The following is an 11,939-nucleotide window of genomic DNA, read 5'->3' as shown; positions in this document are numbered from 1 at the left end:
TTATATCATACCTAATAATCTATGTCTAAATCGTTCTAACTTTTAGATTATTGGGTTTGCCAGTTGAAAAAATTGACCCCTCTTAACAAGGGGCCAACCCTTTTGATTTATAACAATAAACTGTTCGGCGTCGGAACTTGTAAAAATACATTGAACGTCAGATAAAGTACCACTGTCACACCTAACCCGAACACGAGTGATCCAACTATAGCCTTTAACGAGGAGCGGTCTTCATCATTGAGATACCATGAACCCAGCGTTAAATAGACTAATGTCGTCACATAAAAACCGACATACACCATCCCGAAGATATAAATAATCGAGGCTACAATAATGGCAATAGCTTTAATCCAATCAAGCTTTTCCGCTTCATCCGGTAGATCGTCTTGTTTATTTTTGGATAATAGACTCTTCCCAATACAAGCAAAACCTCCGACTATCATACAAATCTCTAATACTTTTGGAAACAAATTGCTATCCGGCTCAAGCTTAGAACCTTGTATCCAGAAAATCGAAGCAATCAAAACGCATACAATTCCAGCGATTAAATCCGCTTTACGCCTGGTCATTAGCTTTTGCCTCCTTTTCACTCTTATGTTTACCTAAAAATAGAGGAGATAGGACAGAGATAAGGGTCAAGATAATGAGGATTAAAGAAATCGGATGGGTAAAGAAAACTGTAAATATCGATCCCTCCGCCCCGGCAATAGCCATTGACTTACTCAGATTGTCTTCCACAATAGGTCCCAGGATAATTCCTAAAGCCGCAGCGCCTGTATCCATGCCGATCCTGCCGCCAAAATGTCCTACTAAGCCAAAGAAAACCATGATTGCAACATCAAACATGCTATTGCGGATCGCATAAGAGCCAATGATCGCTAAAGCAACAATAGCCACACCAATGTAGGAAGTACGAACATTAAGAATTTTGGCCGTCCCCTTGATGAGAATAGATCCAACGACCACCATTAAGATATTGGCAATTAACATCGAAACGATAAATGAATACGCTAATTCACCATTGTTGCTAAAGATCTTAAAGCCTGGCTGAATCCCTTGAGCCAATAAAGCTCCCATGATAACGGCTGCTACGGCGCTACCCGGAATACCTAGGGTCAGCATAGGAATCAAGCTTCCTCCAATGGTTGCGTTATTCGCAGCTTCACTCGAACATACCCCATCAATAACTCCTGTGCCATATTTACCTTTATTGTGGTCCCACTTTTTCCCTTCATTATAGGAAATAATTGAGGCGATTTCGCCACCGGCACCCGGCAAAATTCCGACGATTGCCCCAATAATGGAAGACCTCATAAGGTTTGCCTTGCAGGTCTTAGCCATCTGTTTTAAAATTCGGGAGGTCACACCTTTTTTAGCCTTGTAATCTGCAATATAATTATTTTTGCTTCCCACCAAATAAATCACTTGTGAAAATGAGAAGAGCCCGATCATTGCAGGAATAACTTCGATACCTTGAACAAACGTATAATTCCCAAAGGTAAATCGAGGTAATCCTAACACCGGATCAAGCCCAATCGTACTGATAAGCAGTCCAAAGGCACCCGATAGCAGCCCTTTGAGAACATTGTTCTGTGACATAGAAGCAATTGTACTGAGTCCAAAAATACAGAGCCAGAAAAACTCCGGAGCTCCGAATTTCAGTGACAATTGAGCCATCGGTGCGGCTAGAAAAAGAAGGACCAAAGTTCCAAATAAACCGCCGAAAGCAGAGGCAATAAGTGCAGTATTTAACGCATCATCCGCTAGGCCTTTCTTCGTCATAGGCCACCCGTCAAAGGTCGTCGCCACAGCAGAAGGTGTACCCGGTGTGTTAATTAAAATAGCTGAATTAGATCCTCCGTAAATAGCTCCGGAATAAATAGCTCCTAACATGATCAGTCCACTAATCGGATCCATGGCAAAGGTAATTGGAACCATTAGAGCAACCCCCATCGTGGCCGTCAAACCGGGAAGTGCACCGATAATAATTCCGCCGACCAGGCCGAGAATCATCAGCAGGAGATTGATGGGCACTAAACTATTGACAAAACCTGCTAGGATATTCTCCCACATATAGTGTAAGCCTCCTCTATTGGATATTTAGGGGGCAAATATAATGCCCCCATTCCTCATCTTAGCATTAGCTCTTCATTAAACCGTATTTAGTTAAAAGTTGTCTCGCATGAGCATCTTGATCATGAACATACTTTTCGAAGTCTTCACCGCTCAGATAAGCTTGGGGTTGGCCTGCCTTTTTCATATCGGCAATATAATCAGGATCATCGTTGATCTTTTTAAAGGCATCACGCAGATAAGCTATGATTTGGGGATCTGTACCTTTAGGTGCAACAAATCCGCGGCGAATATCGGATACTAAGTCAAGTCCGGTTTCTTTAAAGGTCGGTACATCGGGAAGGAAAGAACTCCGTTCATCAGCAGCTACAGCTAAGATTTTCATTTGATCCACACTGCGCATTACATCATTAACATTTCCAATCATCACATCAATTTCACCGCCCAAGAGAGCTGCATTTTGGTCGGCCGCACCTTTATAAACAACTTGAGTTAATTCAACACCCGTTTTATCTTTCAGATCTAAATACATTAAGTGATGGCCTGTAAAGGTACCGACAATACCCACCTTCAACTTGCCAGGGTTGGCTTTGGCATAATCGATAACTTCTTGCCATGTTTTAAATTTACTCTTGTTATTGACAGCCAGTACTTGAGGATCATCAACAACTTGACAAATATATTCGAAATCATCGATCTTAAATTGAGCTCCTTGACCCAGAGGTTGAAGCACCATATGAGGCGTATTTACTCCGCCGATAGTGTATCCATCCGGAGCTGAATCAGCAATTGCTGCAAATCCTACCGCTCCGCCTGCACCTGTTTTATAGTTGAATACCCAGTTTTGTTGGGGAACATATTTATCCCAGTACTTCTGCATAATTCTTGCTTGAACATCACTTGAGCCACCGGCTGTAAAGGCAATGATCATATTTACAGGTTTAGTCGGATAATTCAACTTGCCACTCGTGTCGTTTTTACCGCTTTTGTTACATCCGGTTAAGGTCATCGAGAAGATTAAGGCTACCCCTAGAATTATGGCTATCAGTTTTTTTCTTTTATTCATTTTTTTCGCTCCTCTTAATTTATTGACCTTGGAAAACGTTATGAATATAATTTTTTTCACATGCTAACTCCAAAGTATATATAGTGCGTTAATCCCACTATTTCAGCGAAAAAATATTTTGATGGATAAAACGAATCTAATAAAATCCGAAATCTCCTTTTGGATACCCGTTTCTCAAGAATGACACTTCTCTGATCATTATTTCTAATGGTGTCATCTTTATTATAATAGACAATATTACATTTTTCGACATATATTATTTCGTAAATTTTATGAACATACTTTATACGGTTTTAAGTTATTACCCGGGTTATTTAAGAGGGCTTCCCTGAAGAAGCCCTTATTAATTTTAATCTAAGCACTCGGATAGAGACGATTTAAGACGAACTCTTTATGTTTCAAGGTTTCTGCATCAGTTAATCGACCACGTGCCGTTTTCACGATACAATCCATCACTTTATCCGCTGCTTGATCCAGGGTTAATTCCCGGCTGAGAACGCCGCTAATATCCACGTCAATATGTTCAGACATTTCTTTGCAGGTGTTCGGGTTTGCCGACATCTTGATCACGGGTTCTATCGGGTTTCCGACGATGTTGCCTTGTCCGGTGATAAAGACATGAAGGGTTGCCCCCGCTGCCATCATCAACGTTATACATTCCGCTGCTGCTGCAGATGTATTCATGAAGTAACGTCCCGGTTTCGTCGGTTCTTCTGCCATATCAAGAAGGCCAATAATTGGAGTCTTACCGGCTTTTTGAATATTGCCCATCGCTTTCTCTTCAATGGTCGTCAAACCGCCTGCGATATTCCCTTGAGTCGGCTGCGATCCAAGAAGGTCAGCGCCTTTAGACTCAATCATATCCATGTACTCTTTATGAACTGCCAGATACTTTTGCGCCAGTTCAGGCGTAGCGAAGTGTTTAGCCAAAACGTGCTCGGCACCCGTTGTCTCAGGGGTCTCCCCGAAGATAACCGTCCCACCCATTTCAACCAGACGGTCACCGACTACACCTGCCGTTGGGTTTCCTGCAAGACCGGAAGTCGTATCCGATTCGCCGCATTTAAAGCTGACGACCAGGTCTTTTAACTCACACTCGACTTTTTCCAGGGAAGTTGCATATTGGACATATTCTTTGGCTTTTCGGGATGCCATTTCGATCGTTTTTAAATCTCCATGACCTTCAATGCCGAAATAGCTTACCGGTTTACCGGTTTCAGCAATTCCATCGGCTACGCGTTTTGCCCAGTTCGGCTCAATTCCGATGACAACGACTGCTGCTACGTTGGGATTACGTCCTGCTCCGATGATTTGTTTGAAGTGCAATTCAAGGTCGGCTCCGAATTGAATACGACCATACGGATGAGGCAGTGCCAGTGTTCCGGCAATATTTTTGGCAACGGCTTCACATGCGGCATTGGATAAATCATCTACAGGAAGAATAAGAACATAGTTACGAATGCCGATGCGTCCGTTTTCTCTACGGTAACCTAAAATCTTAGTTTCCATAATCCCACCTCGCAGTCTTTAGATTATGCGTATGCACCCAGTCTCCAACCTTAATATCTTTCGTTACTGTCCCCACATTTTCGCCGTATTTAATGAGGGAAGCACCTGCTTTGATATCCGTTAGAGCAATTTTGTGACCCAATGGAATGTCGTAGTTTGCCTTGACATGATACTCTTTACCGGAATGAATTTCGATTCCCATGACTTGTTCGCCGGTCTTTATGTCGGCTACGGCTACGCCAACGTGATCTCCGTCTTCGTGCACCAAAAACTTATGGCTGCTCATGGCTTTTCCTCCTTTGTTTTACCAAACTGTATTTTCTATTCCTTGATGATAGGAATAATTGAGTTAGCATTGGGTAATACGTTTATTTTTAAATTGGCTGGATAATGAGGGATAATTTCAGCAACTGCATCTTGTAAATTCTTAAACACTCTTACCATAAGTGTTTTCGCCAATTGTGGAGAAATTTCATCGGATATTAAGACGACTTCTGCTTTTAAAAATGTCCGGGTCCAAAGATACGCTTTATGCGGTCCAATGACAAATTCCTTTTGTTTAAAAGCGGTAACAACGTCTTGCGGACTGTTATAGAGGGACATTTCTTTTTCAAAACTTTTTTCGCCAGACCCTTCGGGACATTGGGCGACCAGGATAATTGTTCCCCCGGGCTTTACCAGCTGTGAAGCGGGAGTCAACGCTTTCTGAGCTTGGTATACATTGATATCCTTAGGGAAGCCTCCCGGTGAGGCAATAACAAGATCAGCCGGACTCATGGGTACTCCCATGATTTTTTTAGCAAATTCAGCGGCAGCACGATGCGCTGTCACGGGATGTCCGGCAACTGCTTTAACCACTTTTTTCTTTGAATTCAGAACAACATTAACGATCATATCCACGCCAATAATTCGACCGATTTCCTCCAGATCCATACGGGCGGGATTTCCTTCGATATGTCCAAGTTCCGCACCGGGTTGAAAAAGGCGGGCATGATTTCCGGTAATGGTAGGTCTGCCGCCTAAGCCGATGACTGCGCCTTTAACACCGGCAGTAAAGCCCATAAATTGATGAGCATCAACCATGCCTGTCACGATTTTATAATCTGCTTCGGCAAAATATTTATTGACATAGACCGGTGTTCCCATCGAAGATGTACCCAGAAAAGTAAGGCTGTCCTTATCATCCGCGTCGTGCGCCAAGATACGAAGCCGTTTTTGGAGCTTCTCTCCCAGTATATAGCTGATCTCTTCTTGAGTTGCCGGATGATGCAGGCCACCACCCACAAGAACTGTAATTTGCTTTTCGGAAATTCCCCGCCGAGCTAACCAAGGGAGCAGTTTTTCTAAAATGAGGCGAGTGGGTACAGGGCGAGTCATGTCACTCACGGCAATAGCTACGGACTGAGCACCTCTAAGCTTATCTAAGTTAATATCTCCTATTAAATCCATTAAAGCCGCATTAATTTGTTCGCCGGTATCAACATCTGGCTCCGCCTTGCCTAATCGGCCGTAGACACATTCAACCCCGTCCGGTATTAAACACGATTGGAAACTATGACCGTAAGGTACTTCTATTGTTTTCACTCTTTTCACCCCTGACCCACTCATCTTTTTAGTTTAAACCCAAACTCCTATCTAAGCACTGGGATAGAGACGATTTAAGACGAACTCTTTGTGATTCAATGTTTCCGCATCGGTTAAACGACCACGGGCTGTTTTCACGATACAATCCATCACTTTATCCGCTGCTTGATCCAGGGTTAATTCCCGGCTGAGAACACCGCTGATATCCACGTCAATATGCTCAGACATTTCCTTACAGGTTTTCGGATTTGCTGACATCTTGATCACGGGCTCTATCGGGTTTCCGACGATGTTGCCTTGTCCGGTGATAAAGATATGAAGGGTTGCCCCCGCTGCCATCATGAGCGTTATACATTCAGCTGCAGCTGCAGATGTATTCATGAAATAACGTCCCGGTTTCGTCGGTTCTTCTGCCATATCCAAGAGACCGATAATCGGAGTTTTACCGGCTTTTTGAATATTGCCCATCGCTTTCTCTTCAATGGTCGTCAGACCGCCTGCGATATTCCCTTGTGTCGGCTGCGATCCAAGAAGGTCAGCGCCTTTGGACTCAATCATATCCATGTACTCTTTATGAACTGCCAGATACTTTTGAGCGAGTTCAGGAGTGGCGAAGTGTTTAGCCAGAACGTGCTCGGCACCCGTTGTCTCTGGTGTCTCACCGAAGATAACCGTCCCGCCCATTTCAACCAGACGGTCACCGACTACACCTGCCGTTGGGTTTCCTGCGAGACCGGAAGTCGTATCCGATTCGCCGCATTTAAAGCTGACGACCAGATCTTTTAGCTCACACTCGACTTTTTCCAGGGAAGTCGCATATTGTACATATTCCTTGGCTTTTCGGGATGCCATTTCGATCGTTTTTAAATCGCCATGACCTTCAATACCGTAGTAGCTTACCGGTTTTCCGGTTTCAGCAATCCCATCGGCTACGCGTTTTGCCCAGTTTGGCTCAATCCCGATGACAACGACAGCCGCTACGTTGGGATTACGTCCTGCTCCAATAATTTGTTTGAAGTGCAACTCAAGGTCGGCTCCGAATTGAATACGACCATAAGGATGAGGTAATGCAAGTGTTCCGGCAATATTTTTAGCAACGGCCTCACATGCGGCATTCGATAAATCATCTACAGGAAGAATAAGAACATAGTTACGAATGCCAATATGTCCATTTTCTCGGCGATAGCCTAAAATCTTAGTTTCCATAATCCCACCTCGCAGTCTTTAGATTATGCGTATGCACCCAATCCCCAACCTTTATATCTTGGGTTACTGTCCCCACATTTTCGCCGTATTTAATGAGGGAAGCACCTGCTTTGACTTCAGTTAGAGCAATTTTGTGACCCAATGGAATGTCTTGGTTTGCTTTGACATGATACTCTTTACCGGAATGGATTGCGATTCCCATGACTTGTTCGCCGGCCTTTATGTCCGCTACGGCTACGCCAACATGATCTCCGTCTTCGTGCACCAGAAACTTATGGCTGCTCATGGCTTTTCCTCCTTCTTTTTTCTCCACACCCTATTTTGAATAACGGTATGTGGTACGTGGTATGTGGTATGTGGTGTTACCACATACTTAGTGTAAAATATAACAAGTGTTTTGTCAACAACTTTATTAATCTATATACTGATTTTATTTCAGGTATGCCTCAAATGGGCAAGGGGCTGTTTTGCGACAGCCCTAACTAAACTTAATTTTCGGTTCTATCCGATTACATGAGTGGTGCAAAAGCCTTTAAAACGATTCGTCCAAACCTTCTGTACCATTTAACCGACTTACAATCCTTAAGCGTAACTTGACTGCATTGCTCCAAGGTCTGCAGGAAATCATCTTTAACCTCTAAAATACTTTTGGTCTGATAGAGCCAGACGCCGCATTCAAAATGCAGATATAGGCTCCGGTAATCAAGGTTGATCGTTCCCACTACTCCGAACTCATCATCCACAGCAAAGGATTTAGCATGATTAAACCCTGGCGTGTACTCGTAGATTTTCACGCCGCTTTCCGCAAGAATCTCATAATTTGCCCGGGTCACGGCATGAACAAACCATTTATCCGGAATATGGGGGGTTGTAATTCGAACATCGACGCTACGTTTGGCAGCCGCACACAAAGCCATAGCCATCTCTGAGTTAAGAATAAGGTAAGGTGTGTTGATATAGACATAGCGCTTTGCGTTAGTAATCAGATTAAGATAGACGATTTCCCCTATCGACTCATCATCTAAAGGACTGTCCGTAAAGGGCTGAACATATCCATCCGAAGCAAAGGTTTCGGTTTCCTGCGATATCCGATATGATTTAAAATCCTCCTCTGTTTTCCTGATATAATTCCAAAGCGCCAGAAACATCACCGTGAAACTCCAAACACCTTCACCCTGAATGATGATGGCCGAGTCCTTCCAATGTCCATACTTTTCATAAGCATTAATATATTCATCCGCAAGATTGATCCCCCCGGTGAATGCCGTAGTGCCATCAATCACTGCAATTTTACGATGATCGCGGTTATTTAAGCGCGAAGATAAGATCGGAACAAACGGATTAAACACACAGCATCTAATTCCGAGTTTCTCAAGCTGCTTATCATAACCATACGGTAAGGTTAAGAGACAACCCACATCATCATAAATAACCCGAACATCAACGCCTTGCTTCGCTTTTTCAACGAGAACCTCCAGAATGAAATCCCACATAACCCCTTTTTCAATAATAAAATATTCAAGGAAAATAAAGTGCTGCGCTTTTTTGATTTCCATTAGAAAACGTTCAAACATTTTTTCACCGGTTGATAAATATTCGGACGTTGTATTCTTGTAGACCGGGCAAAGGGAATAATTATTGATATACCGAGACTGGTTTGCCGCACTTCGATCTTTGAGCTGAATTTCCTCAATAACCGTCTCATTTTGACCCAGTAAATCAGTCGTGATTTCCTGAATCTCATGCATTTTCAATTTCGTACGCCGGCTTGATTTGTTCTGCCCAAGCAATAAGTAGACCAGCCCTCCGAAGATGGGAAACAGCATGATCGGAATAATCCAGGCTATCTTATAAGCGGGATTGCTCCTCCCTGTCAAGACCTTTAAAACAGCGATAACACTTAGCACCGTACAGAATGTATAGAAATATACAAAATAAATGCTGAATTTCCAGATATATAAAATCAGAAAAAACGCTTGAAGCAGGATCGGTATTCCGAATAAAAAAGCCCTGCTGGCAAAAAGTCTAAAAAGTTTCTTCATTTTGCGCCCCCGGTTTCAATAATCATCTATTGACAAAAATAATTGTAACAAATAATATCTATAGTGTAAACATATTATTAGATATAGGATATGTATTATGGATATACGTTGCGGAGGATGAATATGAAAAGCATAGTTTTCGAAAATGAGCTCTGGGATTTTTTACGTACGATTACCGAATGTTTTGTCAGCGATTTCCGCCCCATTGCTGAAGAACATGGCCTAACTCTGATGCAGACACGGATTCTTATGGAAATAAGAGAGTGCGGACATACCGTAGGCAGTTTAGGAAATATCATGGGTCTCTCTAGCGGCAATGCTTCCTCAATGTGCAAAAAGTTAGAAAAAGGAGGCTATTTAAAGCGACTTCGCAATCCTGAAGATGAACGTTATGTTCAGCTTGCTCTTACGGAAACGGGGCTGGACACCCTTCGAAAAATCGGAGATACTCTTGAGTTGAAATATGGTGCTTTTTGGGAAAATACATCTGACGAAGAGGTGTTTTCCGTTTTTGAGAGCATGAAAAAAGTGAGATCTTTTATTCAAAAAATGTATCGCCTCGATTCTCCCGAAAAATAAGCAGATAACGGAGTGAAAAAAATGGATAACCCGATCAACCCCAAAAAGCCCAAAAAACCAATGAGAACGAAAAAATCTTTAATTGTGTACTACGCCATCATGCTGCTTGTTCTCTTTGTACTCAATGCCTTTGTGTTCCCTCAACTTTTTAAGCAGCAGATCACGGATGTGGACTATAGTACTTTTTTAGCTATGGTTGATAAAGGGGCTGTCACTGAAGTCGAAATTCAGGATCAGAAAATTAATTTCGTCGCTACTGACGATTCCGGAGCAAACAAGCAGTACACGACAGGTAAAGTGACTGACCCTGATCTTGTTAATCGCTTGCTTGATAAAGAGGTTAAATTCTCCCAGGTTTACCCTAAAGAGAATTCCCCAATTATGAGTTTCCTATTAACGTGGATTTTGCCGATTCTCTTCTTTTTGGGGATTGGGCAATTATTGACCATGCAAATGCAAAAGAAAATGGGAGGCGGCTTTTCTCCTATGTCCTTTGGCAATAGTAAAGCCAAAATCTATGTCCAAGCCCAGACCGGAAAAACCTTTGCCGACGTTGCCGGACAGGATGAAGCAAAAGAGGCCCTCATGGAGATCGTCGATTTTCTGCATAACCCTGCCAAGTATGCCGATATTGGAGCCAATCTGCCAAAAGGTGCTCTGCTTGTGGGTCCTCCGGGAACAGGTAAAACACTGCTCGCTAAATCCGTAGCCGGAGAAGCAAAGGTCCCCTTCTTCTCCATCTCAGGCTCGGAGTTTGTAGAGATGTTTGTCGGGATGGGAGCTGCCAAAGTTCGTGATCTCTTCAAGCAGGCTAATGAAAAGGCGCCGTGTATCGTGTTTATTGATGAAATTGATACGATCGGAAAAAAACGGGGCAACGGCAACTTTGGCGGCAATGATGAACGTGAGCAAACCCTCAATCAGCTGCTGACAGAAATGGATGGTTTTGACGGAAAGAAAGGGGTTGTTATCCTTGCCGCAACCAACCGCCCGGAATCGCTCGATAAAGCGCTGCTGCGCCCCGGTCGATTCGACCGCCGCATCCCTGTTGAACTTCCGGATTTAGCGGGCCGGGAAGCGATTTTAAGGGTTCATGCCAAGTCGGTTAAAATGGAAGCCGCTATTGATTACAACGCTATCGCTCGATCAACCTCAGGGGCTTCAGGTGCAGATTTAGCCAATATTATCAATGAAGGCGCACTGCGCGCTGTTAAATGCGGCAGAAAAGTCGTCAGCCAAAGTGATTTAGAGGAATCCGTTGAAGTGGTTATCGCCGGATACCAACGCAAGGGAGCCGTGATTTCCCAGAAGGAAAAAGAAATTATTGCCTATCATGAAATCGGGCATGCGCTTGTAGCCGCTAAGCAAACAGACTCCGCTCCTGTGCATAAAATTACGATTATCCCCAGAACCTCAGGGGCACTGGGCTATACCATGCAAGTCGAAGAAGGTGAACGTGTCCTGATGAATAAGGAAGAAGCCTTTAACAAGATCACGACCTTTACCGGGGGACGTGCCGCGGAGGAATTAATATTTAATACCTTTACATCGGGAGCCTCCAATGACATCGAACAGGCGACAAAACTTGCGCGGGCCATGGTTACCCGTCTCGGAATGAGTAAAAACTTTGACATGATGGCTTTAGAAACGGTCAACAACCCCTATCTCGGTGAAGATACCTCCCTGAATTGCTCCGCAGATACAGCAGCCAAAATCGATGATGAGGTTCTGTCCATTATTAAGCATGCCCACGAGAAAGCGATTGGCATTCTGAAGGATAATAGCGATAAGCTGCATGAGCTTGCCCGCTATTTGCTGGAAAAAGAGACCATCACCGGAAATGAATTTATGGCTATACTATCTCGCTAATATTAGAGCTA

General features: G+C 43.5%; 11 protein-coding genes. 2 read left to right on the top strand and 9 right to left on the bottom strand.

What is annotated here, in order from left to right:
* Positions 1 to 107: 107 nt before the first annotated feature.
* The 9 genes from VB077_RS04955 to cls all read right to left on the bottom strand — a co-directional run bounded on the left by VB077_RS04955 (position 108) and on the right by cls (position 9,480).
* Positions 108 to 569, bottom strand: a complete 462-nt coding sequence (locus VB077_RS04955) for a tripartite tricarboxylate transporter TctB family protein (protein WP_323414116.1) — start codon at positions 567 to 569, stop codon at positions 108 to 110.
* Positions 556 to 2,073 (bottom strand): tripartite tricarboxylate transporter permease, encoded by a 1,518-nt coding sequence (locus VB077_RS04950; RefSeq protein ID WP_323414115.1) that lies wholly within the window; start codon positions 2,071 to 2,073, stop codon positions 556 to 558. The genes VB077_RS04955 and VB077_RS04950 overlap by 14 nt, the downstream gene beginning before the upstream one ends.
* Before the next feature lie 67 nt (positions 2,074 to 2,140).
* A complete protein-coding gene (locus VB077_RS04945; RefSeq protein WP_323414114.1) occupies positions 2,141 to 3,139 on the bottom strand; it encodes a tripartite tricarboxylate transporter substrate binding protein in 999 nt (332 codons plus the stop codon).
* A 354-nt stretch (positions 3,140 to 3,493) separates the two neighbouring features.
* Entirely contained in the window at positions 3,494 to 4,648 is a 1,155-nt protein-coding gene (locus VB077_RS04940) for a UxaA family hydrolase (RefSeq protein WP_323414113.1), read from the bottom strand.
* Positions 4,638 to 4,934, bottom strand: a complete 297-nt coding sequence (locus VB077_RS04935; protein ID WP_323414112.1) for a UxaA family hydrolase — start codon at positions 4,932 to 4,934, stop codon at positions 4,638 to 4,640. The genes VB077_RS04940 and VB077_RS04935 overlap by 11 nt, the downstream gene beginning before the upstream one ends.
* A 35-nt stretch (positions 4,935 to 4,969) precedes the next feature.
* A complete protein-coding gene (gene larA / locus VB077_RS04930; RefSeq protein WP_323414111.1) occupies positions 4,970 to 6,232 on the bottom strand; it encodes a nickel-dependent lactate racemase in 1,263 nt (420 codons plus the stop codon).
* A gap of 51 nt (positions 6,233 to 6,283) precedes the next feature.
* Complete coding sequence (locus VB077_RS04925; RefSeq protein ID WP_323414110.1) at positions 6,284 to 7,438, bottom strand: UxaA family hydrolase; 1,155 nt, start codon at positions 7,436 to 7,438, stop codon at positions 6,284 to 6,286.
* Positions 7,428 to 7,724, bottom strand: coding sequence for a UxaA family hydrolase (locus VB077_RS04920; RefSeq protein WP_323414109.1), 297 nt, complete (start codon positions 7,722 to 7,724; stop codon positions 7,428 to 7,430). The genes VB077_RS04925 and VB077_RS04920 overlap by 11 nt, the downstream gene beginning before the upstream one ends.
* 223 nt (positions 7,725 to 7,947) lie before the next feature.
* Positions 7,948 to 9,480, bottom strand: coding sequence for a cardiolipin synthase (gene cls, locus VB077_RS04915; RefSeq protein ID WP_323414108.1), 1,533 nt, complete (start codon positions 9,478 to 9,480; stop codon positions 7,948 to 7,950).
* A 123-nt stretch (positions 9,481 to 9,603) separates the two neighbouring features.
* Between cls and VB077_RS04910 the strand changes: the two genes are divergently transcribed.
* Together VB077_RS04910 and ftsH are read left to right on the top strand one after the other, a co-directional pair.
* Positions 9,604 to 10,059, top strand: a complete 456-nt coding sequence (locus tag VB077_RS04910) for a MarR family winged helix-turn-helix transcriptional regulator (RefSeq protein WP_323414107.1) — start codon at positions 9,604 to 9,606, stop codon at positions 10,057 to 10,059.
* Positions 10,060 to 10,080: 21 nt separating this feature from the next.
* Complete coding sequence (ftsH, locus tag VB077_RS04905) at positions 10,081 to 11,928, top strand: ATP-dependent zinc metalloprotease FtsH (RefSeq protein WP_323414106.1); 1,848 nt, start codon at positions 10,081 to 10,083, stop codon at positions 11,926 to 11,928.
* Positions 11,929 to 11,939 lie beyond the last annotated feature (11 nt).

Origin of the sequence: Desulfitobacterium sp. (assembly GCF_034927245.1) — a bacterium.
GTDB lineage: Bacteria > Bacillota > Desulfitobacteriia > Desulfitobacteriales > Desulfitobacteriaceae > Desulfitobacterium_A.
The sequence above is the reverse complement of the archived record's forward strand: the minus strand, read 5'-3'. Positions and strand labels throughout refer to the sequence as shown.

What these genes read in the sequence shown, in the direction of transcription:
- VB077_RS04955 (WP_323414116.1), bottom strand. Translation starts at nt 569, where the DNA reads ATGACCAGGCGTAAAGCGGATTTAATCGCTGGAATTGTATGCGTTTTG.
- VB077_RS04950 (WP_323414115.1), bottom strand. Translation starts at nt 2,073, where the DNA reads ATGTGGGAGAATATCCTAGCAGGTTTTGTCAATAGTTTAGTGCCCATC.
- VB077_RS04945 (WP_323414114.1), bottom strand. Translation starts at nt 3,139, where the DNA reads ATGAATAAAAGAAAAAAACTGATAGCCATAATTCTAGGGGTAGCCTTA.
- VB077_RS04940 (WP_323414113.1), bottom strand. Translation starts at nt 4,648, where the DNA reads ATGGAAACTAAGATTTTAGGTTACCGTAGAGAAAACGGACGCATCGGC.
- VB077_RS04935 (WP_323414112.1), bottom strand. Translation starts at nt 4,934, where the DNA reads ATGAGCAGCCATAAGTTTTTGGTGCACGAAGACGGAGATCACGTTGGC.
- VB077_RS04925 (WP_323414110.1), bottom strand. Translation starts at nt 7,438, where the DNA reads ATGGAAACTAAGATTTTAGGCTATCGCCGAGAAAATGGACATATTGGC.
- VB077_RS04920 (WP_323414109.1), bottom strand. Translation starts at nt 7,724, where the DNA reads ATGAGCAGCCATAAGTTTCTGGTGCACGAAGACGGAGATCATGTTGGC.
- cls (WP_323414108.1), bottom strand. Translation starts at nt 9,480, where the DNA reads ATGAAGAAACTTTTTAGACTTTTTGCCAGCAGGGCTTTTTTATTCGGA.
- VB077_RS04910 (WP_323414107.1), top strand. Translation starts at nt 9,604, where the DNA reads ATGAAAAGCATAGTTTTCGAAAATGAGCTCTGGGATTTTTTACGTACG.
- ftsH (WP_323414106.1), top strand. Translation starts at nt 10,081, where the DNA reads ATGGATAACCCGATCAACCCCAAAAAGCCCAAAAAACCAATGAGAACG.